General features: G+C 59.1%; 27 protein-coding genes. 8 read left to right on the top strand and 19 right to left on the bottom strand.

Annotated features, from left to right (window positions below; all coding sequences use genetic code 11):
* The first annotated feature begins 46 nt into the window (after window positions 1-46).
* Window positions 47-559: a hypothetical protein gene (locus ABIA96_RS11465; protein ID WP_354137166.1), complete on the top strand. Its 513-nt coding sequence runs from the start codon at window positions 47-49 to the stop codon at window positions 557-559.
* 526 nt (window positions 560-1,085) lie between these two features.
* Here the strand turns inward: ABIA96_RS11465 and ABIA96_RS11460 are convergent.
* Complete coding sequence (locus ABIA96_RS11460) at window positions 1,086-1,355, bottom strand: hypothetical protein (RefSeq protein WP_354137165.1); 270 nt, start codon at window positions 1,353-1,355, stop codon at window positions 1,086-1,088.
* Window positions 1,356-1,458: 103 nt separating this feature from the next.
* Here ABIA96_RS11460 and ABIA96_RS11455 point away from each other — a divergent pair, with 103 nt between their 5' ends.
* A complete protein-coding gene (locus ABIA96_RS11455; RefSeq protein WP_354137164.1) occupies window positions 1,459-1,845 on the top strand; it encodes a DUF488 domain-containing protein in 387 nt (128 codons plus the stop codon).
* Window positions 1,846-3,028: 1,183 nt separating this feature from the next.
* Here the strand turns inward: ABIA96_RS11455 and ABIA96_RS11450 are convergent.
* From ABIA96_RS11450 to ABIA96_RS11435, 4 genes are all read right to left on the bottom strand, one after another.
* On the bottom strand, window positions 3,029-3,472 hold the full coding sequence (locus ABIA96_RS11450) for a universal stress protein (protein WP_354137163.1): 444 nt from the start codon (window positions 3,470-3,472) through the stop codon (window positions 3,029-3,031).
* A gap of 538 nt (window positions 3,473-4,010) precedes the next feature.
* Window positions 4,011-4,394 carry a nucleoside diphosphate kinase regulator gene (gene rnk, locus ABIA96_RS11445; RefSeq protein WP_354137162.1) on the bottom strand — a complete coding sequence of 128 codons (384 nt, stop codon included), beginning with the start codon at window positions 4,392-4,394 and terminating at the stop codon, window positions 4,011-4,013.
* Between the two features lie 79 nt (window positions 4,395-4,473).
* Window positions 4,474-4,974 (bottom strand): GreA/GreB family elongation factor, encoded by a 501-nt coding sequence (locus tag ABIA96_RS11440; protein ID WP_354137161.1) that lies wholly within the window; start codon window positions 4,972-4,974, stop codon window positions 4,474-4,476.
* 22 nt (window positions 4,975-4,996) lie between these two features.
* Window positions 4,997-5,323 carry a hypothetical protein gene (locus tag ABIA96_RS11435; protein ID WP_354137160.1) on the bottom strand — a complete coding sequence of 109 codons (327 nt, stop codon included), beginning with the start codon at window positions 5,321-5,323 and terminating at the stop codon, window positions 4,997-4,999.
* Window positions 5,324-6,463: 1,140 nt separating this feature from the next.
* Here ABIA96_RS11435 and ABIA96_RS11430 point away from each other — a divergent pair.
* Window positions 6,464-6,970, top strand: a complete 507-nt coding sequence (locus tag ABIA96_RS11430; protein WP_354137159.1) for a GreA/GreB family elongation factor — start codon at window positions 6,464-6,466, stop codon at window positions 6,968-6,970.
* A 62-nt stretch (window positions 6,971-7,032) separates the two neighbouring features.
* Here ABIA96_RS11430 and ABIA96_RS11425 read toward each other — a convergent pair whose 3' ends face one another.
* Window positions 7,033-7,878: a LysR family transcriptional regulator gene (locus ABIA96_RS11425; RefSeq protein WP_354137158.1), complete on the bottom strand. Its 846-nt coding sequence runs from the start codon at window positions 7,876-7,878 to the stop codon at window positions 7,033-7,035.
* A gap of 413 nt (window positions 7,879-8,291) precedes the next feature.
* Between ABIA96_RS11425 and ABIA96_RS11420 the strand changes: the two genes are divergently transcribed.
* From ABIA96_RS11420 to ABIA96_RS11410, 3 genes are all read left to right on the top strand, one after another.
* Window positions 8,292-8,495, top strand: a complete 204-nt coding sequence (locus ABIA96_RS11420) for a transposase (protein ID WP_354137157.1) — start codon at window positions 8,292-8,294, stop codon at window positions 8,493-8,495.
* Window positions 8,496-8,885: 390 nt separating this feature from the next.
* Window positions 8,886-9,083: a hypothetical protein gene (locus ABIA96_RS11415; RefSeq protein WP_354137156.1), complete on the top strand. Its 198-nt coding sequence runs from the start codon at window positions 8,886-8,888 to the stop codon at window positions 9,081-9,083.
* Between the two features lie 1,931 nt (window positions 9,084-11,014).
* Window positions 11,015-11,368 (top strand): hypothetical protein, encoded by a 354-nt coding sequence (locus ABIA96_RS11410; RefSeq protein WP_354137155.1) that lies wholly within the window; start codon window positions 11,015-11,017, stop codon window positions 11,366-11,368.
* A 191-nt stretch (window positions 11,369-11,559) separates the two neighbouring features.
* On the opposite strand, the gene ABIA96_RS11405 is transcribed toward ABIA96_RS11410, so the two are convergent.
* From ABIA96_RS11405 to ABIA96_RS11345, 13 genes are all read right to left on the bottom strand, one after another.
* Complete coding sequence (locus tag ABIA96_RS11405; RefSeq protein WP_354137154.1) at window positions 11,560-11,997, bottom strand: VirK family protein; 438 nt, start codon at window positions 11,995-11,997, stop codon at window positions 11,560-11,562.
* A 68-nt stretch (window positions 11,998-12,065) separates the two neighbouring features.
* On the bottom strand, window positions 12,066-12,377 hold the full coding sequence (locus ABIA96_RS11400) for a chorismate mutase (protein ID WP_354137153.1): 312 nt from the start codon (window positions 12,375-12,377) through the stop codon (window positions 12,066-12,068).
* A 131-nt stretch (window positions 12,378-12,508) separates the two neighbouring features.
* A complete protein-coding gene (gene ureG / locus ABIA96_RS11395; RefSeq protein ID WP_354137152.1) occupies window positions 12,509-13,195 on the bottom strand; it encodes an urease accessory protein UreG in 687 nt (228 codons plus the stop codon).
* Complete coding sequence (locus ABIA96_RS11390; RefSeq protein WP_354137151.1) at window positions 13,192-13,890, bottom strand: urease accessory protein UreF; 699 nt, start codon at window positions 13,888-13,890, stop codon at window positions 13,192-13,194. The genes ureG and ABIA96_RS11390 overlap by 4 nt, the downstream gene beginning before the upstream one ends.
* A 26-nt stretch (window positions 13,891-13,916) precedes the next feature.
* Entirely contained in the window at window positions 13,917-15,620 is a 1,704-nt protein-coding gene (gene ureC, locus ABIA96_RS11385; protein ID WP_354137150.1) for an urease subunit alpha, read from the bottom strand.
* Between the two features lie 14 nt (window positions 15,621-15,634).
* The gene (locus ABIA96_RS11380; RefSeq protein WP_354137149.1) at window positions 15,635-15,973 is read right to left on the bottom strand and encodes an urease subunit beta; all 339 of its coding nucleotides are present in this window, start codon (window positions 15,971-15,973) and stop codon (window positions 15,635-15,637) included.
* Window positions 15,974-15,989: 16 nt separating this feature from the next.
* Window positions 15,990-16,292, bottom strand: coding sequence for an urease subunit gamma (locus tag ABIA96_RS11375; protein ID WP_354137148.1), 303 nt, complete (start codon window positions 16,290-16,292; stop codon window positions 15,990-15,992).
* A gap of 25 nt (window positions 16,293-16,317) precedes the next feature.
* Window positions 16,318-17,229: an urease accessory protein UreD gene (locus ABIA96_RS11370; RefSeq protein WP_354137147.1), complete on the bottom strand. Its 912-nt coding sequence runs from the start codon at window positions 17,227-17,229 to the stop codon at window positions 16,318-16,320.
* A gap of 104 nt (window positions 17,230-17,333) precedes the next feature.
* Window positions 17,334-18,605: a lactonase family protein gene (locus tag ABIA96_RS11365; RefSeq protein ID WP_354137146.1), complete on the bottom strand. Its 1,272-nt coding sequence runs from the start codon at window positions 18,603-18,605 to the stop codon at window positions 17,334-17,336.
* 63 nt (window positions 18,606-18,668) lie between these two features.
* Window positions 18,669-19,256: a cytochrome P460 family protein gene (locus ABIA96_RS11360; RefSeq protein ID WP_354137145.1), complete on the bottom strand. Its 588-nt coding sequence runs from the start codon at window positions 19,254-19,256 to the stop codon at window positions 18,669-18,671.
* The gene (locus tag ABIA96_RS11355; RefSeq protein WP_301269936.1) at window positions 19,256-19,864 is read right to left on the bottom strand and encodes a cytochrome P460 family protein; all 609 of its coding nucleotides are present in this window, start codon (window positions 19,862-19,864) and stop codon (window positions 19,256-19,258) included. The genes ABIA96_RS11360 and ABIA96_RS11355 overlap by 1 nt, the downstream gene beginning before the upstream one ends.
* Window positions 19,865-20,041: 177 nt before the next feature.
* The gene (locus ABIA96_RS11350) at window positions 20,042-21,445 is read right to left on the bottom strand and encodes an amidase (RefSeq protein ID WP_354137144.1); all 1,404 of its coding nucleotides are present in this window, start codon (window positions 21,443-21,445) and stop codon (window positions 20,042-20,044) included.
* Between the two features lie 188 nt (window positions 21,446-21,633).
* Complete coding sequence (locus ABIA96_RS11345) at window positions 21,634-23,187, bottom strand: amidase (protein ID WP_354137143.1); 1,554 nt, start codon at window positions 23,185-23,187, stop codon at window positions 21,634-21,636.
* 224 nt (window positions 23,188-23,411) lie between these two features.
* Here ABIA96_RS11345 and ABIA96_RS11340 point away from each other — a divergent pair, with 224 nt between their 5' ends.
* Window positions 23,412-24,029 (top strand): sulfite oxidase-like oxidoreductase, encoded by a 618-nt coding sequence (locus ABIA96_RS11340; protein ID WP_354137142.1) that lies wholly within the window; start codon window positions 23,412-23,414, stop codon window positions 24,027-24,029.
* Complete coding sequence (locus ABIA96_RS11335) at window positions 24,016-24,786, top strand: ferredoxin reductase (RefSeq protein WP_354137141.1); 771 nt, start codon at window positions 24,016-24,018, stop codon at window positions 24,784-24,786. Before ABIA96_RS11340 ends, ABIA96_RS11335 begins: the two co-directional genes overlap by 14 nt.
* The last annotated feature ends 105 nt before the right edge of the window (window positions 24,787-24,891 follow it).

Genomic DNA, 24,891 nt, shown 5'->3' with positions numbered 1-24,891 from the left:
AGCCCAGGACTGCAGATCCTTCTCGTTCTCGCAGGGAAACGACATCATGCGGAAAGCTCGGCTACCCCAACAAGCGAACACAGACGCCGCAATTCATCAGTTGGCGCCCTCTCCTCTCAAAGCGAATGCGCTCGCCTCCGGCTACTTTGGCTATTGGTCCAAAGAGGAGATATTGCGTTTTCTCAAGCAGCTGCTTGACGGCGAGCACATCGGCCTGACCGCATACGCGGCAATCGGTCGAGCGGCCCACACTCATCTTGCAGACCTGGCCTTAGAGGCCGAAATGGGCCAGGGAGCGATTTGCATCCTGCTCAGAAAGGAGATTGCTGCGAGAGGCGGGACCGGCATGGTTCGCGCAAAGGCGGCGGACGCCATTCCTAATATCGATTGCAGCCTCCGAAGCCGGATCAGATTTGCAAGCCGCAATCAGGCCATGCTGGCCGACATAATCGAGGATGCCGTCGTCGACATCTTCGATTCCAAACTGAATGCGAAGCTCATCTACTTGTTGCTGCTGCACCGCAAGCAGGTCGAACAGCTTGAAGCTATCGCCGCCTAGCCCGCGAGGAGCCGGCACGTCTCTCGTGCCGCGCGACACACGCGAAAACGAACGGAGGTTGTCGTGTCCGCCAGAGAGTCTTTTACACAGCGAGAAAAGAGAGAAATCGACCGTCAACTGAACGAGGAGCTGGAGGGCACATTTCCGGCAAGCGATCCCCCCAAGATTACCCGCTTTTCCGCGAAGTCGCATGGCCCCCCGGGCGATACACGGCGGGGCTCCCGTGCACCAAAGGTTCGGCGGAGACATCTATCGTCCTTGTGATCTTCAATCGGATGCCGCTGGCGGCGCGTAGGATACTGCAGCCACGATGATGCAATGACGTCTCCTGTGCAATTAGGCATCTCCTTCGATAATGGGAGTGTATCATGACCGGACTATGCGGTCTCGAATCTCGGTACGACGCATTCCTGTTTGCTCCGATCTGCGAGACAGACCAGAATAACTTGAGCGTCTTGTCACTACTCGCACGCCAGGACGTCGATCCCTGGCAGGAGGCGGCTCGCCTCACCCAACTTTCAAAGCCTCAGGCGATACAGAGCTTCGCTGCAACGATTTCACAATCGAAGAGCGAGCAATGGTCTCCCTCGGAGGCAATCGTGCTGGCTGCTCGCTTGATCGATCTATTGCCGGCGCATGGTCGTCCCTCATCGGCCGCGCCCTGGGCAGGGGATGGGATCGGTGGCTTGACGGTGTGGGTGGTCGCCGGGGCGCTATTCATATCGATCGCCATTTCAAGAAACAACGTGCGGAATTCGACCAGGGAATCCGGCGAGCCGATCAACCTCGTCAGCAAGACTGCGCAGGCGGAGACGATCGCACGACCATCGAATAGAATCGGAACGGATTAGAGCGTCGCTCCGAATAGAACGAGCCGGTCGAGAGAAGGGAGAGCATCAATGGGAAGCAAGCTTGTCGCGGAGAACATCAAGTTGAAGCGCGCATACGATGAGGTTCACTCCAGTGACGGCACGCGAATTCTGGTAGACCGTCTTTGGCCCCGCGGTATCAGGAAAGTGGACGCGGCGATCGATCTGTGGGCCAAGGACATCGCGCCTAGCACCTGGCTGCGGAAGTGGTTCGGGCACAATCCCGATCGTTGGACCGAGTTCCGCCGCTGTTACTCGGAAGAGATGCGCCAGCACCGCGAGCGGCTTGACGAGCTACGCGCCCTTGCCCAACAGGGGCGCATTACGCTCGTTTTCGCAGCGCATGATGCTGCTCACAACGATGCCGTCGTGCTTAGGGAGATCTTGCTCGGCCGGAGCACCTCCGGAGCGTCTTAGTCTCGTATTTGAATTGTAACCGAACGCGATGCGAGACTCGACTATCTCGTGATTAGCAAGGTTTTCTCGCGCTCTCGATGGATCAAGGCCAAGTTCGCGCGGCGGATATTAAAAACACCTAATCGCAGCGCCCGCGCGCCTGTATTGGTGAGTTCAGTAGTCTCCGACAATCAAAAAACGTTATGACTGCGCCGTCCTCATGGCCCAGCGCCGCCGCCGGCAGTGGAATTCAATGAAGCGCTACAGTGACCCGCCAGGCGCGCCGCTTCCGAGTGGGGCGCCTATGGTGATGCCGACATTCGCGCGCGCCAATGCTGCCGCCTAGGTCACACCTTGTCACATCGGCCGGCGAATTTTGCATTTCGCCGGAGTGCTGATTGTCGACCACAGTCGGAAGCTAAGACCTCGACCGCGTGCTCGCATTCGGCGCCGCGATCCGTCCGGACGCGCTTTACAAATCGACGCCGATCACATTGATCATCCTCGTTAGCTCCAGCGGTCTGCGCGGAGAGAATGGGGAAAGAACCGTCAGGGCGTCAATGTTCGCGGCCGCAGAAGCCACGTGGGCCGGACCGTTCAGCCCTCGCTGCTTCCCCTAGCTGGAGCAGCGCGCGTGATTTTCGGCGGGTCGCTCGCGGGAAATGTTTGTTCCAGCTGCCTGTCCAATTCCTCATCCAGTTCCCGTCTCTCGCGCTGTTCTCGGGTCTCGATTTCTCTTGTCACGAATAATCTCTCCTATCTCGGCGGGCATCCAAGCCCGCTGACCTGTTCTCCGCGACCGCGCTGAATACGTGGCTTGGCGAATGGATTCCTGCGGCGGGGGGTTGTGACCGCAAGACGAGGCCCCCTGCTTCACTGCGGGACCAGATTGGGGGCTACGGACATCCGGGCGCGAGCACGCGATGCGGCGCACGTCCGGTTCACGAGCGGATTTGTCGATACCCCGAGCCGCGAGGAGAATGCCTGGAAACTCGATTAAACATGATTGCTCTCGTGTATGCTCTAAAGACACGATCCCAAGGCAGCTGCGGACTTTTGCCGCACGGTCACACTGCTGCGAACTCGATTCAGGCGAGCGTCATCAGTCGGCGTCAGACCGGGAGGGGTTTGTGGTGCACCGGGGTCCGACAAACGGAAATGCTGAGACTGCGCGCCCGGTAGCCACGTCTGAGCCTCATGGGCGTTAAGCTGCTTGCGTGCGCTCAGACTGCGCCACTACAAGCACGCTGCATGGCAGTTGAGGCAAGGTCGATCTATCTGCCAAGCCATTGAAGTATCGGGCGAGCGCTCCTTGAGCTCGGCGACCGACGATAATCAGATCCGCGCCGATCTCAGCGGCGGCCAGCATTATCTGTTCCGCCGGCTTCCGATAGTTCAGCTTGCTCATTGCCGCACATCCGGAACCCGTGAGCTGCCTCACAGCCTCGTCGAGCACTGCCTGCGCTTCAATTCCCTGATTCACGAAGGATGATGCCCCTCCCTCGACGGTGAGAATTCGCTCGGGCGAGTCAACGATCGCAACGAGATGAACTGTCGAACCGCACGCGGCTCCCACAGCCTGGGCCTGAACGAGTGCGTCGCGGCCATCGTGCGATTCATCAAAAGCCAAGAGAATCGTTCTGTACATCACATAAGCTCAACCTCGGAACATCGACGTCCCCCGTCATGGTTCCTCTGGTGCGTGATCTATCCGCACTTTTCCCGCTCTTGGCGCGCGGACCATGCTGAGGTCAACCTGCTCCCCGATCAAACTCTGACCAGCGAGAACCATCATCGGCCAATGGCGATTGCCCTAATGGAGAATTGCGCGAGCGTTCTTCAGACTGAGCGACCAGGAGCGCACACCTGCCGGCGGTTCCAACTAGCATCCCTGCCGATGAGAACTGACAACATCTTTCGTTTGCAACACTGCCGCTCGATGATTTAGCCAAGCATTCGATGGGCGCTTCCACGCTCACAGCGCCCAGCTGACATTGCTCCTTTTGGCAATTATTGTCTGCCTGGGCATTGCCCTCGTGTGGATTCTTTGGGAGATCGAGCATGGCGCGAATCCGCGACACCATAGACGTCGGTCGGATTAGGCTATAGCCACTCGCAACCTAGTGGTTGAGAGATGGGAGCGCGATGGCAGCCCATCGCGCCCGCGTTCTTTCTTCGGTGCCCAACTAGTCTTCGCGGCCGACTTTGAGCACGGTGAGCTCGCGCCATTCGCCGGTTCTAGTACGAAACGAAATCGTCTGATTGACTGAAAGTCCTAGAAGTGCGGCGCCGATCGGCGTCAGCACGGACACACGTCGGCGCGCAATATCGGCATCAAGCGGATAAACCAGAACTATCTCTTGAATCTTTCCGGTCTGCTCATCTCGAAATTGCACCTTACTGCCGAAACTGACAATGTCGGGACGCAATTCATCTGCCGGGAGGACATGCGCTCGGTCGAGTTCCTCCCGAAGATATTCGCATACATCGGCCATCGGCCCGCTTGCCATCGACGAGAGCGCCGATAGTCGGGTGAAATGATCAGCATCAATGGCAATCGGCGGTCTCATCTTAGCTACTCTGTCGCACTGCATTTCCCACTCCTTAAGACTTATCGAGCGATCCAGCTCTCTTCCAAAACATCCGCTCCTAAGCCGCCTCAGGGCCGTCGTCATCGGGCCCGCGGGAGCTCGCGGAAGCCCGATCGACGATGCCGCGGGCTTGTAGCGGAAACAACACTGGTGCTCCCGCCGGTGCCAGGACGCCCTCGACAATGACGGAATGAAGCCCCCCCTCGATACTGAAGAACTTCATACGCTGCCCAACGCTCATTCCGAGAAGGGCGGCACCAAGCGGCGAGAGGACCGATAGTTCCATCAGTCCGTTTCTAAGGTCGTGCGGGCACACCAGGATCCGACTTTCAGACTGCCGACCACCATCGACTCTGTAGGTCACCCACTCGTTGAGACACACGGTACCATCCGGTACCTGGTTGGCATCGAACACGACAGCCCGGCGAACCTCCGACATCAAGAAGCGGCCTACCGGATGACGTTCCTTCACGGCATCGTCGGCCAACCGTTCAAGGCGCGCATGGTCTCGTCGCGCTATGCCGATCGAAGGCAATTGCTCGGTGGTATCGACTCCCATGTTTGACATCGCGCAATACTCCTCAGCCTTCATGTGCGGGCAAGACGCCTTCGTCCGCCTCTTGGCGCTCAGAAGGGGCCAGACATATGGTTCGCATCCTGCGGGTAAGATCGATCAGATTGTTCGCGTGTTGCCCTAGCGCGCCGAGCTGATTTCGGTAATACGCATCTGAAACCTCGATCGTTTCCATTCCGGTTTTGGCGCCCGCAAGTCGGGCAAGATAGGTAAATGACTGCAGCGTGTTGTTGCCGGCCAGTTGCGCGGTCTTGCGACCATGGTCTGCGATCGCTGCAACTGCATCGCTCGCGGCGTTCATGTACAATCGCCCGATCTCTCTCGCCTCTGTCATCTCTTGACTCCTTCGGTGTTAGCTCGATCGCGCGGCCAGGTGCAAGTCGCCCACGGACCAAGCTTCGTATTGCGGCGCACCTTCGCCCACAGGCTCATGTCAGACGAGCGCGCAACGTGTGCTGCGCACCTCGGGACCGAGCAGGTCAGATTTTTGTGAAAACAGTTATGCCCGGACAGCCATCAAGGCCGCCCGGGTCACTTGCCAATTTGCAAGTGGCCCTCGACGCAATATTGTTGATCGAGCGCAATGATAATCATGCCACCATAGTTGTCGCGACGTGTCCGCGAAATCAAGACACTCCGCTGCTCCGCGCCGTTTTGTCGCGAATTGCCTCGCATCGTCGTACCTAGACACCATTCAATCTCCGCGGAATTGAACCGCGATGAGATGCGGCTTGAATTGTGAGACCCGGACCGAGATCAATGACCAACGACGTGGCTTTCGTCCGACATCTCAGACAAAGGTTGCGACAAACAGTTTCACTTGCTTTGGTCGACCTCAATCTTAAGTATGCGTCATGACCTAGATAGCGCATCATCTATGCATCGGAGAAGGCGCAGGACCCTACAGTCGTGCCGTCACAGGGTCTCCCGCAAGCTGGTGAGTAGTCCGGACAGGTGCTCACAGAGATGCGCTTCATTTCATCGTTCCAAAACCCGTACCGAGTGGCGTTGAGCGCGTGACGCGCTTGCAGGATGCGCGTCGCCGATGGGGGAACTCAGGAGTACTTCTATGATCATCGGCGGAACACTGATCGTCCTGGTTTTGTGGATAGCGTTCATCTGGCTTGTCAATCCCGATGGCATGTTGTCGCGAGACAGACGATAGGAGAGAGTTCACGTGGTTAGAGAATGGTTGAGGGCCGCGGCGCGCAGTGAGGATTGAGAGCCCGGTCGAGCGGAGGCGATAGTGCTGCAAGTGTTCTTTAGGGGGCCGACCGAAGTCGAGGAATTGAGAGGAGTGGCCATGAGCGGCTGGAGGTTCATCGGGTTGTTCGCCTGCTGCGTCTTGCTCAGCGCACTTGTAGTCGTCATCGCTGCGGCCTTCGCCACGCTGCCGCATTGGATCTGAGTCGTTCACCAGCGTTTTCATTGCATCGAATGGTCAAATAAACTCGTTTGTCGTCGACGATGGCCGATGGGAAGTTGCTGCTCTCGGGAGAAGAGGACCATGACCAGCTCTGGACAGAGACGTTCTGACCGACCGTCCATTGTTCTGACGAGAATGGACCAACAAAAGCTTCTCAGGCTGCTTCAAGACCTGCAGGCAACGAACGTGGATACGGATTGCCTTCTTCGGGAAGAGATTGATCGCGCCGATATTATCTCAGACGCCGCCGCATGGAATTCGGCCGTCAGACTCGGATGCGAGGTGAAGTTCGTCGAGCATGCAATCCCACATGTTCGTCGCGGCCGTCTCGTTCTTCCGGACGAAGCCAAAACCGCTCACTGCATATCGGTTTTAAGTTCGATTGGTACTGCCCTCATTGGACTTGGACCTGGACAGTCAATTCGTTGGAGCGAGCATGGTAGGGAACGAAGCCTCGCGGTGCTTGAGGTGCGATCGAGCGGAGCATCAACGCTGCCCCAATCGCGGGCACAGCGTGGCGGTGATGCTGACGGCGTTGGTGACCGTCGCCACTGACGCTCCGCCAATGCTGTTGGCGCAAGCTCTTGCTGAACTGTTCGTAACGCGATTCTGTCGAGCTACTTCTCGACGCTTGCAGCCGTACGCAAGGCGTCGAGTGCTGCCTCCAACGCTGCGGCATCAACATTTGTCGCGTGTGTGGCGTAGACCGGGAATGAGAATCGAGGCGCGCCTGGAACCAGATGGAGCGCGCCCCTGGCAAGGTAGGATTGGACCGCATGCATTCGGAAGTATCCGGAACCTCCCTCCAGGAGGATATAGCTAAGCGCCAGCGGACCGAGATTCGTCACGAGGCTCGGCACGGTTTCCGGAAAGCTCACTGCATGATGAAGAGCGAACTCTGAACCCCATTCGACGTGAACGTATCGAGGATCATTCTCGTGATACTTCGCGAGATCGGTTGTCACGAGTACGAGTTCTTCCTCCATGACCAGATCGACCTCCAACCCCGGTCGGTGTTGGGGGGCGTACATGATCGCGATATCCACGAGCCCGGCAGCAACGTGCGTAACCAGATCTTGAGGAACGTCCACGTGAACGCGAAGCGCAATGTCCGGGTGTGACTGCCTCATCGCCCTGACCCACTCAATCAAAAGCGGTCGCCATAAGCTGACTTCGCTTCCAATCGTCAAGATAGCGCTGTGTCCTTCCGGCACAGCCACCTGCTGTTTTGCGCGCTGCCACAATTGCACGAAGGTCGGCGCGAAACGAAGGAACTGCTCGCCAGCCGGGGTGAGGCTCGCACCGCCCTTGTTTCTAACGAACAGCGGCCGCCCCAGCTGCTGCTCGAGGAGGCGCACACGTGCGCTGACCGTGGTCTGCGCAACATGCAAGCGATCGGCAGCTTTGATGAAACTACCGGTTGATACGATCTCGATGAAAGTTCTGGCGAGCTCGATATCCATCGATTCATAGCATAATTGATGCAGCAAAATGTCAATTGAATTCGTTTATTTGCTTGTTCGTGCGATGGGACGGAATTGACGACGGCCTGGCTCAATGGTCATGGCTTTCTTGGCTGACAGCGGATTGGCCATGCAACGGGGCAACGACTGAGCTGACGCGGCGACGAAATGGCAAGGAAAGCTTCCGCTATCCCGATCCCAAGCAGATCAGGATCGAGTCCGACCGCATCTTCTTGCCGAAGACCGGCTGGGGCCGGTCTCCGGTAAGATCAGGAACGTCGCTGTGTCGACCATCGCCGGCGAATGGTTCGTGTCGGCGCAAACGGAGCTAGAGGTGGTCATTCCGACCAATTCGGCCCCCCGGTCGGAATCGACATCGGAAGCGCCCAGCCGATCGTTCTCTCCGACGGACGGTGTTCGGTATCCCGCGGCCAACGCCAACCGAACCGCGCCGGCTGGAGGACGTCCACCGGACCGTCCATCGCCGCAAGAAGGGGTCGAAGAACCGGAAGAAGACCAAGCTCAGACTGGCCAGGTTGCGGGCCAAAGCCGCCCGTCGCAGGAGGGACGCGGCGCACAAGGCAACCCACGACCGTCGCCAAGAACCACGGAGGTGAGGACCTGAAGTCTAGCGCAAACCGGTCAAAGACGGTCGGATCAGTTGGTGGGGGGACGGCCCGATTCTACTCCAGCCGTCTCAACGGCCGGTAGCGAATGGAAGCTCGATGGACGAGACGCATCGTGAAACAATCAGCATTTGGGCCGCAGCACGTCATTATCGGTTCGAACCGTCCTCCTCATCGTTACCACATAGCGAGAATCCACCGCACAACCGTGCAATCGCCTTGCATTGAAGCGTCAACACAATTCGTTTGTGGGTTCTGAGCTTTGAGCGGATACAGAACGGGACGTGATGACAGTGTTCGCGCGAGATCCTCGATCGATGGAGCAAGATTGCGATGAGCAGATCGCACAGAAGTATCAGGACGCGGAAGCCGGCAGCAGGAATGTCGAGATTCTTCCGCCGGTCGAACCGCGACCGCTATCGCAAATTGGCAAGCAGTGCGATCAGTCACGATGAACAACATCAGGTATTGAACGATCTCGCGAAGGAAATGGACGCGTTCAAGCGTGAGGCTCGCTGCTGCCTTTCGCCGACAGGCGAGAATGGCAGCGTCGTCCCCGGCTCTCCTGACCGGACTTGACCGTCAGGAACTCTACCCCACACCAAGTCCCCCTTCATCGTGCTGCGGAGCCCTCTTGTCCGGAGTACGAAAAATGGTTCGATACGTTCGCAAAGGATCTGGGATCACATCGAGGTCACCGTCGTTTCCCCGTCGACACATGAATATAACAACGCTTGGTGTCGCTTGCTTCGCCCAAGCCGATATCGGCACCGTGATCGAAGCGCTGGACGAAGGCGCCCTTGATCGGTTGAGACGGCGACGGAATCCATACTATGTAGGGAGCCGCAGGGATGTTTCAGATGTCGACGACGTCTTTCGATATACGAAAGCCTTGTCCGGGGTGTGGCAAGCCGATGGAGCGCGTGCCGGTCGACGCTGGGTCCGGCCGCGATCGCTACATTTGCACAAATTGCGATGGCGTCGATCCGCTCGAAAACCCCGTCGCCCGAGGGTGGGCCGATAGCTCGCTGAAGCCGCCGGGCCTCTGACCCAAGGAATATTGCTCTGATCCACCTTTGATGCAGTTTTGGGGATGTCTGTCGCTTTGATTGGTTATTGCGGTCCGGGCGTCGGGAAGCGTTGGTCTGTGTCCATCGTGCGGAACGGTTTCCCGACATGTCCTAGCCAGTATCGGCGACGCGTAACCGATCTGCCGCTGTCGGGGCGGATCGTCCAGTTTCGGTAATCGCCCGCCGCTTACGCTGCGATGCCGTCCTATGCGGACGCCACATCTTCACCGAGCGCTTCGCTGAAGCGGTACTGGCGCAATCGGCGCGACGGACGAGAACACGATACCTCCTTCTTGAGGCAAGCAATCACGCCACGTCCGGGGTAGCGCCGAAGAGCCTCGAGCATTGAAACTTGGGGCCCGCCATGGCGAGCTAGATTAACCTTGGGGCTACACCCTGGGCTACACCAGAGGCTTCTGCCGTGCAGTAAGACCTGATTTTACGGGGCTTTCTTGAAGCCGTTTATTATGGCGGAAAGGGAGCGATTCTCGCTTAGATTGCATTATTATTTTCTAAAATCAGAGACTTAGGACGACAACCCTCTCACCCCCGAGAGCTACCTGGCGCGCCCATCATCGTCGCTCCCTTCCGACACGGCTCCTTGCGACGAGACGACTGCTCGTTGACGCCCGCCAGCCCAAATTGGCGCCGCCGCCAAGGGCCATCACGCGATGGTTTTCTGTTCGTGCAATTTGTCGATCAATCAAGATGTCTGCAAATCGTTCGCACTGGATACTTGCAGTCTCGACCGCTCCAAAGGTTACACGGCGCGCCCTATTAATCTTCCAATTTCTTTCAGAACTTTGTGACTCTATGCTGTCTTGCTGCAGCGATCGCCGCATCCCAGTTTGACTTTGTGATCAGATGCGGAGAACGAACAAATGCGTGTACCTTTGGCGATATTTCTCGCGGTGATATCAGTCACCCAGGCCGAGGCAGAGGCGAAGATTAAGAGCACGGATGCCGCCTGTCGTTACACTTTAACAAGCGGCGAAACGTACCAGATACCCGCGGGCCAGACTCTTTGCTGGCGCGTACCTCCTCCCTCGTACAAGTCATACACGCTGCTGCGTTGTGATCCGCCATTTCAGGAGTTCAACCGGGTCCAATTGGGCGATGACCGCTGCAACAGGTACGAGGAACGTCAATGACCCCGGCCGGATACGCACTTCGATGGCGGTCGTGATCGCGGCGATAGGTTCAGGTTACGCACTTCCCGCCAACACCTTGCGCAACGCGGCGGTGCCCAGCATGCGATCGACGCCCACGCGTCGGAGCCAAGTACGACCCGGCACACTTTGCCGGTGCCACCGCGAAGTCGGCAATTTTTTCTCTCCCGCCAAGGCAGCCCAAACCAGTTAAAAGCGGGAAACACCGAAATCCCGACAAAAGCGCTTTGGCACACGCGTTGCACACCTGAGTTCGTCGCAGGGGCCAAACATGCAAGTCACGACTGGATCATCACTCTTCGCCTACCAAGCCGCGATGGCAACCTCTTCGACCAGCGCCACGAAGACGCCGGAGACGTCCACCGGCGGAAACGTGCAAGCAAACGAAGATGGCGCATCGGGCGACAGCAGCGCAGTTGCGGATTTCCTAAAATACGCGAAGATGAATCCCTTCGACCGTATGCGAGCCGGCATCTTGAAAAGCATGAATCTCACCGATGCCGATCTCGCCAAAATGAGCCCGGACCAGCGAACGGCGGTCGAGCAGAAGATTAGAGATGCGATTGAAAGGCAGCTTGAAAAGATGGGCCAGCAGACCGGCAGCCTGGTCGACCTCTCGGCATAATGCGCGCGCAAGTGATGAGCGCAGGAAGCCAGAGACTATCCGCTCGTACTCAACTCTATCTTGTTCGAAAGGCATGGCTTTTGAGCTCGACGACTGCGCCTGAAGGTCGTCACGCCGAGATGGCCAACACACCGCAAGCCGTCGGCGAGGTCCATTCACTTCTCTGTCCAGAGGGAGAAGTCGTTTCGCAGTTACCAACGGAAAGTCGCCGCTCTCCCGATCTCGCAATCAAATGAAGTGTCCTTGAGCACGGCGAAATTGACAACCCCAAGAGTCACCGTACGGACTTCGATCTTCCCGTTTGCATGCACCCTGAACGACGGAAACTCTCTGACCGACCTGTCCGACCTCACGGTCATATGGGTCGTCGAGAACGCGATCGTTCCGTCTGCCTGGATCATATATCCATCAAACCGGATGCTCGCCTTGATTGGCGGACCCGCGATATCCACGCCGTGAACTTGACAAGCGGAGAGGTCGATCGGCATCCGAGGCTCCTTGCCCTCGAGGATCGCCTCGCTCAAGGCCGCATAATCGGCACTTTTGGGTTCGGCCGCGACTGCATCGCGCGTCCAGGGGATGGATCCGATCATCAGGGCGACGATCAGACTCGTGCAAATGTTCGCCAAACGTGACTCCCGAGAGTACATATTTCTCTTTATTCCGCCTTTTGCCGAGCACGGACTGCATTCACGGCCTAGTCGGTTCCCGATCTGAACTTGATCGCCTCATGATTGGCGACAACTTCGCGGACGATCAGGTCGTGGAGCTTCTGAATGAACTCCGGGTCGAGCCCGCTTTGTGCGGCGATGGCCCGCAACCGTTTCAACTGCGTTGATTCACGCCGGGGGTCTCGAGATGCCAATGCATGTCTGGCCTTGAAATCTCCGATCGCATCGGTACAGCGGAAGCGCTCTGCGAGAAGGTGAACGACCGCCGCGTCCAGATTATCGATGCTCCGGCGTAGCTTCGCCAGATCGCCAAAACCCTCTTGATCATCATCCGTCATCGCGACTTTCCTCTATGCACGCGCACCGCTCCAGCGGCTGCTCGGACGGAACAATCCAGGCCGTCAACGTTCGCTTATCGCGACAGGAATACGAATGCCAAGTTCCCCTACGGGCAGCGCAAAGGCATCTGTCATCGACAATTCCGAGGTAACGCCACGGAAGACAGCCCGCCTTTTTGCAGAATAAAGTCTGCGATTTCATCGACGGCCTGGCCGACCTTCATGTTGGAAAAGATGAACGGTCGCTCCCCTCGCATCCTCCGAGCGTCGTTTTCCATAGTCGTCAGATTGGCGCCAACCATGGGAGCGAGATCGACCTTGTTGATGACCAACAAATCAGATCTCATGATCCCGGGCCCTCCCTTGCGGGGAATCTTCTCACCCGCGGCCACGTCGATCACGTAGACGGTAAGGTCAGCGAGTTCCGGGCTGAATGTGGCAGCGAGATTGTCGCCGCCCGACTCGACGAAACAAAGCTCAGCATCGGGGAATTTCAAATTCATGTCGCGGATTGCCGCCAAGTTCATCGAGGCATCCTCTCGTATGGCCGTATGCGGACAGCCACCCGTTTCCACCCCCACGATGCGGTCAGCGGGCAGTGCCTGCGCGCGTGTCAGAATGAGCTGATCTTCCTTGGTATAGATGTCGTTTGTGACCACGTAAATCTGGTAAAATTCACGCAGATGCTTGCATAAGGCCTCGATCAGCGCCGTCTTTCCGGAACCGACCGGGCCGCCTATACCGACGCGTAACGGACCATTCGTTGACGGAACGCCAGACGTACGGAACGAGCGGCTCGCGCCTGTAGTCGTGCTCATGAGCGAAACAACCTCGTATATTGCAGCTCGTGGGCGATGGACGCCAGCTCAGTCATCACACCCGCCGAGCCAAGGTCGTCGACAGTCTCGCGAGTTGCGATTTCACTCCGCGACAAGATCGTCTGCTCAAGCGTCGCGATCGCAAGCTGACCGTCAGTTTGACCAAGCGGCACCAATCGCACGCCGGCACTAATCAGATTGGCGACGTAGCTGTGCAGGAATGCCGGAAGGGCAATGCCGGCGGGTATCTCCAAGCGCGCCGAGCAGGCGCCGAGAATGACCGACGATACAGGTGGGCATTTCGGGTCCGAGAAAACATCCAGAATTCGATCCGGCCACACGCGACGGAGGGTTGTAAGATATGCAGCCGATTGCTGTGCAGCTTCGAGCGCAAATTCAGAGGTCCCGCGCGACGCTGCGGCGAGTTCTGCCAGATGCGGCAGCCTGTCTTCCGCTGCCCCGATCACATGACGATACGCCTCAATGAAGAAGATGGCCTCGTTCCGACCGGAGCCATAGCAAAGGTCGGCCTCGAGCCAGTCAATGAGGCTGCGGCGGCTGGTAACGTGACCGGCCTCGACGGCCCACTCCAGGCCGTGCGAATAGCTGTACGCTCCATTCGGGAATGACGGTGAAAGCCAGGCCAGCAGTCGCAGCAATGCCGGCGCAGAAAGTTCCCGATTGTCGTCTGTCATAGCACCACCATGCAACAACCAACTCGTTAATACATGAAGTAGCGCTGCGCCATTGGAACGACATCCACCGGCGGGCACGTGAGGATTCGTCCGTCTGCCCGTACCTCATAGGTCTCGGGATCAACTTCCATCCGAGGCAGCGCGTCGTTGAGAATCATGGAATGCTTGCCGATCGTGCGCGTCCCAGAGACCGGCAGGAGACGCTTTTGCAGGTTCACCGAGATCGTCGTCTCGAGCGAGGCCTTGCTCACGAACGTGACTGAATTCCTGGCGGGCGAACGGCCGAAGGCGCCGAACATGGGCCGGTAATACTCCGGTTGAGGCGTGGGTATGGACGCGTTGGGGTCACCCATGATGGCGGCGACGATCATGCCCGATTTCAAGACCATATCAGGCTTGACCCCGAAGAATGCCGGGTCCCAGACAACGATATCTGCAAGCTTCCCGATCTCGAGCGAGCCTATGTAGCGCGACATTCCCTGCGCGATCGCCGGGTTGATGGTGTATTTGGCGACGTAGCGTCGTGCCCGGAAATTGTCGTTCTGTCCGGCCTCCTCCGACATCCGGCCGAACTGCTTCTTCATCTTGTCGGCGGTTTGCCAAGTGCGCGTGATCACCTCGCCGACGCGTCCCATCGCCTGACTATCGGACGATACGATCGAGAAGGCGCCGAGATCGTGCAGGATGTCCTCGGCGGCAATCGTCTCCTTCCTTATACGGCTTTCCGCAAAGGCAACGTCTTCCGGGATACGGCGGTCGAGATGATGAGTCACCATCAGCATGTCCAGCGCTTCGTCGAGCGTGTTTGCCGTATAAGGGCGCGTCGGGTTGGTCGAGGCAGGGATAATGTTGTTCTCGCCGCAGACCTTGATGATATCAGGCGCGTGGCCGCCGCCTGCCCCTTCGGTGTGAGCAGCGTGGATCGTCCTCCCCTTGAACGCAGCGATCGTGCTCTCGACAAACCCACCCTCGTTCAGGGAGTCGGTGTGGATCATGACCTGCACATCCATGTCGTCCGCAACGGACAGACAGCAATCGATGGCTGCCGGCGTTGCACCCCAGTCCTCGTGCAGCTTCAGGCCGCAAGCTCCGGCTTCGACCTGCTCGACCAGGGCCTCGGGTGCGCTGGCATTGCCCTTGCCGAAAATGCCGAAATTCATGGGGAAGGCGTCCAGCGCCTCAAGCATGCGATGGATGTGCCACGGCCCTGGGGTACAGGTCGTTGCCGTTGTTCCCGCGGCGGGTCCGGTGCCTCCGCCCATCATAGTCGTCATGCCCGAGAAAAGCGCTTCCTCTATCTGCTGGGGGCATATGAAATGAATGTGAGTATCCATCCCTCCGGCGGTGATGATCTTGCCCTCGCCCGCGATGATTTCCGTCCCCGGCCCTATAACGATAGACACCCCCGGCTGTGTGTCGGGGTTACCCGCCTTGCCGATGCCAGCGATTAGCCCGTCCTTGATCGCAATGTCGGCCTTGACGATCCCCCAATGATCCAGGATCAGCGCATTGGTAATGACCGTATCGACTGCTCCCCGTGCGCGCGTGACCTGCGACTGTCCCATCCCGTCCCGAATGACCTTGCCGCCTCCGAACTTCACCTCCTCGCCATAGATCGTGAAGTCCTTCTCGGGCTCAATGAACAGGTCGGTGTCCGCCAGACGCACCTTGTCGCCGACCGTGGGACCGAACATCTGCGCATAGGCTCTGCGGCTCATCGTGACGGACATCGCTTTTCTCTCTCTCAGTCATTGACGCCAGAGGCGCCGGCACGCGATTCAAGAGGGCCCATCACGCCGCCGCTGAAGCCGTAGATGCGCCGCGCCCCGGTAAACGGAATCAGCGAGACCTCGCGCGACTGCCCCGGCTCGACCCTCACGGCAGTCCCGGCCGGGATATCGAGGCGGCAGCCACGGGCAACGGTCCGATCGAACACGAGTGCAGCGTTCACTTCGGCGAAGTGATAGTGGCTACCGACCTGGACCGGCCGGTCGCCTGCGTTGGCTACGTCAATCGATCGTCCCGTCCTGTCGCGGTTCAGGACGATGTCGCCATCAGCCGGAATGATTTCCCCGGGAATCATGTCGCGCCTCCAGCTCCTATCGAATCGGATTGTGAATGGGGACAAGCTTGGTACCGTCCGGAAACGTCGCTTCGACCTGGATCTCGCGGATCATCTCCGGAACCCCCTTCATGACCTGATCGCGGCGCAGAAGCCTGCCGCCTTCCGCCATGAGGTCCGCAACCGATCTCCCGTCGCGAGCGCCTTCCATGATGGCATCGGAAATCAATGCGATGCTTTCGGGATAATTCAGCTTGACGCCCCTGCCGAGCCGGCCACGCGCAACGATCGCAGCAAGAGCGATCATCAGCTTGTCTCGTTCTCGTGGCGTCAGATTCAAGATGGCTTTCCCATTCGCCGCGCAGTTAGCAGGACCACATCTTCGGCACGCCGAAGGGCCCTTTTCCCAGTTCACGATTGAGCTGATCGAGGAAGCGGCGCAGACCTCGCTTGAGATCCGCACTGGCAGCTGCAGCGACGCGGATTACGATGATCGCGCCCACGAGCGTAACTCCGCACGCGCATCCCAGAGAGGCTCCGATCTCGCGAAATCTCGCGAGCCGTTCCTCAAGGCCCGGCCCGAAATAAATCATTGTCGCGATCGCTCTCCAGTTTGAAAGCAAAGCCATTCTCCGCAATTGAGGGAATGTCTGGTCGCACGAAAGGAAGCCGTCCGCCCAAACGAGGCGGCCGTCGACCCTGATCCGCCAGGTATCCAGAATATACCCGGCGATGACTTCTTCACCGCTCTCGGCGCGGCCGAGAACCAGCCACTCCAGGGCCACCAGCTCAGCCCCCGATCGCACTTCGACTTCCGTCTGCCGCACGATGCGCGCCTTGTTGAAGACGATCGTCTCTTGCGGAAGCCATGCAAGTCGAGCACCCCCCTCGGCTTTTAACCGCGTCAGGATCCGGGCAGGACGGTCGAGAGCGCGATAGACCTTCTCCGCGGCCTGCGTGGTCATCGCGACCGAGGCCTTGTCCCGGGCAACAATTTCGATGTTGATCTCGTCGCCGCCCGCAACACCGCCCGATGTATTGATGAGAACGGTCTCCTTGTGTCGACAATTGTCGACACTCGGAAACAAGACGGCCATCGGAAACTTGCGATAGACGTCGCGAACCTCGGTGCTATCTCGAGCACCAGAAAATACCACCCGCGCCACGCCTGCAGCGCGCTGCAACTCGAATGTCTGCCCGAGACCCTCTTCCGCGCCAATATGCCTGCGGTGAACCACTGATCTGTCGCGAGTGCGGTCGTGATCTGCTTCAAGCATCCGTCTCACAGCTCATGTCGTCCGCTTCCCGCTTTGAGCAAGGGAGATGCCGGGCATGGGCCAGCGATGCGAACCACGCCCGGTCCTTGTGTCATCGAACCGGATCAGAAGCCGGCGAGCCCCTGTGGGCTGTTGTACGGAATCTTGACGCTGCCGATTTCCTTCAACGAGCCGTCCGACTGAGTGCTGTAGCCGACCAACTTCGAGGCATTACCGTAGATTTGATAGAGGAAGGCGCCGTCCGGCGTGAGCCAGCTATCGCTGGGTCCGCTCGTCACGGTCCCGTTCAATCCCCTTGCGGTGCCGTCGCCGGGCACCTTGGGGCAGGCCGGATCGCTGGCAATCTCAAGACCGCCGCCGTTGATGCGATAGCTGCTGATGTTGCTGTAGCCGAAATTCGTCGCGTAGATCGTGCGATCATCGGGAGCGATCGCAAGCCAGCACAGCTCCGACGGCAGGCCTGCACTCGTATCGATCTTGACCAGCGGACCAATCTTGATCGCGCCGTTCTTTTCGACGGTACAGATCGAACATCCGTCGCCGACGGCATAGCCGATCACGAAGGTATCCGGCCGCTTGTTCAGGAAGGCGATGAAGAACGGAGAACCGCCCTTTGCGTCATAGAATCTGGCCGTGCCAAGCGAGCCATCCTTCTGCAGCGCGAAAACGGCAAGGCCGTCCGGATCCGGCGCATTCGAGGCAATGGAATGCAACGCGCCGCCCGCCCGCTGGACCCAAAGAATGGGCGAGCCGTCGGGATACAACCCGGTGTGCGCGATCGGCTCGTCGAATGTGGTGCCCACCAGCACCATATCCTCGTTGGGCGAGACCGCGACCATGGTGGAGACGCGATTCCGCTTGCTGTAGGTGTTGACCGTGTAGCGCTCGGGCCGCGGCTTGAGCATGCCTTCTGCATCCACCGACATCAACCGCAGATGATCCGGTCCGAACGAGTGCAGAACGAAGAGCGTCCGGGTCGAAGGCGCAAAAGCGAGTGATTTCGCCGTGCCACTCCTTCCATCGACTGGATTGCCGGTCGACTTCACATCGAGCAGTGTAAGCTGCCCGTCGCTCTCCAGACGAAAGCTCGATACGGAATTGTCTCCACCGTTGGTCGCGAACAGAAAGCGCCGGTCGGATGTGATGATGACGCTCCCCGCGCCCTCGAACGAGTTGGGGGCGCTGTCCTGGCCGCTGATCGGCTTGAATTCGCCGGACCCGGCGCCGCCAGTCTTGATGCGAGCAACCTCGATCAGCTTGCCGTCGACCTGTCGCGCGTAGTGGATTACGGCATTTTCAATCTCGTTGGTCTGGGTATAGAGATGACCGGCCTGTCCTTTGGACATTCCCATCTCGTTGATCGCCTCTTTAGCCATCTCTCGCTCCTCTGATGATTGGCTTTTGTTGAATCGAATGACTTTCGATGGCCCGGGCCGGCGCTATGGCCTCAGCGGCGGGTATCCATCGACGTAAACCCAGTCGGACGCCTGCGCCGGCACGTGGCACCCCTGACATTGCTCGCTGTAGTTCGTGGTGGTTGTCTTTGACCGATCGCCCGCGTCGAACCAGGACCAACCCCAGCCATCGCCCCACAGCGCGCTAACCGGATGCCTGTTCGCGGTGTCCTTCATCATCACGAACCAGCCCTTCAGGACATCGGCACGGCTGACGGTGCCGGTCGTCATCTCGGCGGTGGCGGACTTGAAGACCTCCTTGATCAGCACCGCGCCATCCGGGAAGCGCCTGGTCTTTCGATAGGCACCGATCACCCCGGGCGAGGCATAGACGACGTGAACTTCCTTCGAGCCCTTGCCCTCGTCCGCGGCAATCGCCCAGCTTCCGAGGAGCTGATCGGTGGTGCGATAGTCATCGGGCACATGCAGGTGACCCTCTCGGTCGGCCGCTCCAGCGCCGGTCGCGATGCCATCGGCAGCCCTCGCCCGAAACAGCGATTGCCTGAGCGCCGACCCGATCCCGATCGCCACGGCCAGAGCGATACAGGCGATTTTAGGGAGCTTAATGCGCATTATCGCGCGTCCTTGTTGTCCAGCAGCGGGTAGAATTGCGTCCAGACCTCATCCTTCTTGGCGTTGGCGATGTGGCAGTAGGCGCACTCGTCCTTCGACTTCACCTTGGCCATCGACGCCTTTGGTTCATGATGATTGAAGTTGAAGTACCCCCATCCATTTGTCTCGGCAAAGCGCTTGGAGTCCTTGACGGTCACATCGGCTCCGTTCCACTTGCCTGGAAAGTAACCGCGCCCCGACGCTTCCGTCCGCGAACCGTCAGCGTTCTCCTGCGGCAACGTGAGCTGCAATTCCTTGAACAGGATCGTCCCCTCGGGGAATTCGCCGGTCTTCTTGTAGATCGCGTACGAACCCGGCTCGATGTAGACGTTGTGGAACTCCGGAAAGTTTGCCTGTCCCCCGTTGAGGGCATTTGGCGTCAAGGGCGAACCGACGTAGACCCACTCGTGGAAATTCTTTGGCAGGAGCAGTTGTCCGTCCGCAGTGTATTGCGGCAAGTAACGCGCAGTGCTCTGAGCGTTGCTGTCCTTCAGCGATCCGAAGAACAGCATCGTCGCAACCGCGCTGCCCGCGATGACTACCGCTGCTGCCTGAGCTCCAACCCGCATAGCTTTCTCCCGCGATTGCGACCGAGCGCACATGGCCTCGGCACGAATGATCTGTCGGGATCCGGGATAGCCAATCGCAACAAAATCTGCTCGTCGGCGATTGCCTTCTCTTTTTCTATCTTGATGTAATCTGTTCGCGCGTCGCCGCGATGAGGTTCGCCGGACCGCGCGTGGTAATCAGGCTGACAGACCCGAAATCGAGGGTACTCTCAAGTGATGATCCGTACGGCTCTCAAATGCTTGCCCGACCCGGAGAACGGCTTCCTCCTCAAATGGCTTGCCGATAATTTGAAGACCGATCGGAAGCCGATCGGGCGCGAAGCCGCACGGAATAGAAGCTGCTGGAAAGCCCGCTAGATTGAAAGGAGCGCAAAATCTCGCAGAGACCTCGAAGACCGTCTCCTCCTTCGTGCCAATCTTGCTCAGAGTCTGGCCGACCTTCATTGCGGTATTCGGCAAGGTCGGTGTGATCATGATGTCTACGGCTTCCATGGCGGCGCGCAGTGACGACCTCCAGGCATGTCGGACGCGCTGCGCATTGATATAGGTTGTGGCAAGCGTCAGCTCGCCAGCCTCAAGCAAGAATCGCACATCGCTCGCGTACAAGTCGGCTTTCGACCGGAGGCTCTGCTGATGATAAGTTGCGGCTTCCGCCAGGGCGATGGCGAGCCACGAGTCGATGATCCCTTCCATGCTCGGGACAGTCAGCGGGACGATCGCCGCTCCTAGCTTCTCGAGCACAGTCACGGCTTCGCCGACGGCATGCGCCACCGCGGGCTGGACGTCATCGAAGAAGTAATTGCTCGGCACGCCGATGCGAATGCCCCTGACGTCGCCGTCCAGAGCCTTCGTGTAGTCCGGCACCGGGAGGTTCCTGCTGCTCGGATCATTCGGATCGACCCCGCTCATGACTCCAAGCAGAACCGCGAGGTCTCTCACGGTCTTTCCCATGGGGGCGGGATGATCAAGCGACCAGCTGACGACGGTAATGCCCGCCTTGCTCACGCGACCAACGGTCGGCTTGATGCCGGCGACGCCATTCGCTGCGGCCGGCGTGCGGATCGAACCACCGCTATCGCTGCCTACGGCGGCCAGGCACAGCCGTGCCGCAAGGGCCGCCGCCGCACCGCCAGTCGAACCCGAGGGAATGTGGTCCAGATTCCATGCGTTGCGCGTCGGCGGAGCGTCAAAGCCGAAGGCAAATTCATAGGTCGTCGTGGTCCCGAGCAAGACAGCACCAGCGTCCCTAAGTTTGCGGATGACGGCGCCATCGGCCCGAGCGGCATAATGTTCCCGTACACGTGAGCCGGAACGGGTCTCGACGCCTGCAATGTCATACAGTTCCTTGACCGCGACCGGGATGCCATGCAGCGGACCACGATAATGGCCCTTGCGGATTTCGGCATCGGCCTGCTTCGCAGAAGCCCGCGCCTGCTCAGACAGCACTTCGACAAATGCCTTCAGGTGAGGATCAATCCTCGAGATCCGCCCCAGCATGTGCTCGGTGAGGTCGATAGGCGAAAGTGACCGGGACAATATCGCTTTAGCTGCCCCCGTAACGTCCAGGCCGGCGATGTCCATTCTTAAAGCTCCGTTATCGCGGATCAAATACGAGTGCCGGGGGCGACTCGATTGGTAGCGTGTCCGCTCGCCGAATGACTGCCGCTCTGACCGACGCCATCAACGCAGCGATCCCGGCTCGGTCCGGCTCATCGATGGAGAGGCTCACGGTCGCTGCCAGTTCGTTCACGATTGCCGGGTTGATTCGATCATCTCTCACTGAAGTCTCCGCCGCTCACAAGAACTTGTCGGTCATGAAGGGGGCGCTCACGGCAAATTCGGTAATTGTCCTGCCATGGCCGAAGCCGCTCGAACGCAGCGCTTGCCGCCAGCACATCCGAGTCGGCATTTCTCCGGCCTATGATTTGCATCCCGACCGGAAGTCCCCCGGACAGACCTGCCGGGATCGACGCCGCCGGATGTCCCGTAAAGTTGACAAAATAGGTCAGGCACCAACCGATGAGGGGATCGATGTCCACGCCGTTGATGGACGTCGGGCCGATCGTGTTCCCGTCGCTTGAATTATCGACCGGCGGACACGCGAGAGTTGGCGTGACGAGCAGATCGAACTTCTGAAGAACTCGCTGAAAAGCATCGTACACCTCCGACCGAACGGCCTGGTCTCGAAAGAAGTCCAGACCGGACATCCGGTTGGTCTTGTCGACCCAATCCAGATATTCGGGCGGAAAGTCGGCGCGATGCTGCCCGAACAGATCGATGCCATCGCGCTTGATGTTATCGATCGCCTGCAGGTTCAGAAGCATGTAGAGGCGAGACCAGACGTCGCTCAATTCCCGCTGCGAACGGGAGATACCGAGCTTGACCTCCTCAACGTGAGCTCCGGCTTCTTCGAAAGCCATCAACGCGGGGCCAACCGTCTCGGCCACCTTTCCGTCGACCGGAAAGACATCCAGGTTCGGACTATAGGCAATCCTGAGACCGCGAATGGAACGTCGGGTCGCTGCTGTGAAGTCGACCGCCGGTCCTGTCAGACTGAAAGGATCCCGCCGATCATGGCCGGCAAGGACGTTCAAAGCGACGGCCGCATCCTCGACCGTTCTGGTGATCGGCCCTTCGAAGAGGAAGGGGGAATCAGCGGCGCCGAAAGCGTTCGGTCGCACCAGGAACGGCACGCGGCCAAAGGATGCCTTGTAACCGTAGACGCCACACCAGGCGGACGGAATGCGTATCGATCCCCCGGCATCCGTGCCTTCTGCAATGGGCAGTAGTCCATCGGCTACCGCTGCGGCACTGCCGCCGGAGGAGCCGCCGGCATTCTTGGAAAGATTGAAAGGGTTGCGGGTGGGACCGAATAGGTAATTGTCGCATGTGCCCCGGAAGCCCATGAGAGAACTGTTGGTTTTGCCGAGGAATACTACTCCACCGCGCTGCTCCATGCGCTCGCAAAATGCGCAGTAGCCGTTCACGACGTGGTGCTTCAGCGCACGAATGCCGCCAAGGCTTGCTGGCCAGCCCGGCTTGAAGTCGAACAGATCCTTGAGCGCTGACGGGATGCCATGCAGCGGCCCCATCGGCTCGCCGGCACATAATGCGCGTTCGGCCTCTTTCGCTCTTGCGCGGGCTCCGTCGAAATCGAGATAGACGAGCGCGTTGAGGCTCGGATTGCGCACTTCGATGCGCCGAATAAAGTCGTCGATCACTTCAACCGGCGACAACTCACGTCGACGGATGCGAGCTGCCAGTTCCTGAGCGCTAAGGTAAGCAAGCCCGTCCGAATGCAGCGTCCGCCTCACGTCCGACATCGTCACCTCCTGCTCGCAACACTCGAGATCGCAAGGCTCTAAATATTGAAATGCGCCGTGGCTGCGCATCCGCGATTGCTCTGTCTTTCTCGATCTTGATGCATTCTCCGCAGCGGCCATCGACAAGCCATCGAGCGAGGTGCATCTGCGTTGGAGCGGGATCCACGGCACGCCGATATCACGTCCGGACTCCTGCGCGTCAGCACACACAAGGGCACGCATCAATGGACCAGCCTGTTGTTTCCCGCGGCTTCAGATCAAAACGCCGGACTTCCGGGGCGGCCGAGTTGCCGCCCGGGCAGTATCTGACGACCGACTTCCCCGTGCTCTCCGCCGGACCGACGCCGGACATCCGGGTCGCCGACTGGAACATTTCGCTTCAACTTGGCGGAACGTTGCTTGGCAGATGGACCTGGGACGAATTCGAAGCATTGCCGCAGACCACGATCAAAACTGACATTCACTGCGTCACGAAATGGACGAAGCTCAAAACGGTTTGGCAGGGCATCACCTTCGACGACCTTCTGAAGGTTGTCGGGCTGGACGCGCCACCCAATGCCTTTGTCATGGCGCATTGTGACGGCGGGTACACGACGAACCTTCCCCTTGTCGACCTAATCGGCGGAAGAGCGATGATTGCGACCCGCTACGAGGGTTTGCCGCTCGCTCCGGCTCATGGAGGCCCTGCACGGCTTCTTGTTCCTCATCTCTATTTTTGGAAGAGCGCGAAATGGCTCCGGAGACTGCGCTTCATGCCCAAGGACGAGCCGGGGTTCTGGGAGTCGCGCGGCTATCACAACTACGGCGATCCCTGGAGGGAGCAGCGATATGACGGCGATTGACGCGCCTCAGTTGCGGTCCAGGATCGAATGGCAGATCGGACGCGTGCAGGCTATCGTGGCCGAAACGAGTCGGGTGAAGAGCATCGTCCTGCAGCCCACCCGTTGGCCCGGGCACCGGCCTGGACAACACGTCGACATTCGCCTCACGGCCGACGGCGGCTATCGGGCGGAACGAAGCTACTCGATCGCGTCGCCTCCGGCGGAGCACCTCATTACCCTCACCGTGGAGCGGATCGAGGACGGCGAGGTTTCCTCCTATCTGCTCGATGAACTGCAGATTGGTGACGCTCTCGAGTTTCGCGGACCGATCGGCGGCCACTTTATCTGGAATCAAGCGGCCAATCGCCCGTTATGTCTCGTTGCGGGCGGCAGTGGGGTTACGCCGCTTATGGCCATGTTGCGTCACCGCAGAGCATTGCGCGACCCCATACCTGCATCGTTGATCTATTCAGTTCGCAGCCTGGACGACATCATTTACCGAGATGAACTCGATGCGATGACCGACGGCGATGCTGATCTGCGCCTGGTTTATGCTCTTACTCGCGCGTGTCCTCGCAACTGGAGCGGCCACAGAGGGCGGATTGACCAACTCCTGCTCGCGGAGAGCAGCTTTGCGCGCGAAGAAAACCCCTTGTTCTTTGTCTGCGGTCCCACAGGGTTTGTTGAGAGCATCTCAAGCAAGCTTGTGAAGCTCGGCTTCGATCCGCTCGCCATCAAAACTGAACGTTTTGGACCTGAGCTGGTCCCGGTTGTCTGAACAGCATCTCCGCATCGATAAGTGGAGGCTCTGCCGGGGTTAGGCTGCCGTGCGGAGCGGCAGCGGGGTGAAGTAGGCTTGATCCGGTGTACTGCCGTCAAGGCT

The sequence above is a fragment of the Bradyrhizobium sp. LB11.1 genome, assembly GCF_040549385.1.
Classification (GTDB): domain Bacteria; phylum Pseudomonadota; class Alphaproteobacteria; order Rhizobiales; family Xanthobacteraceae; genus Bradyrhizobium.
Note: the sequence above shows the minus strand (reverse complement) of the source record. Positions and strands in the feature narration are given on the sequence as shown.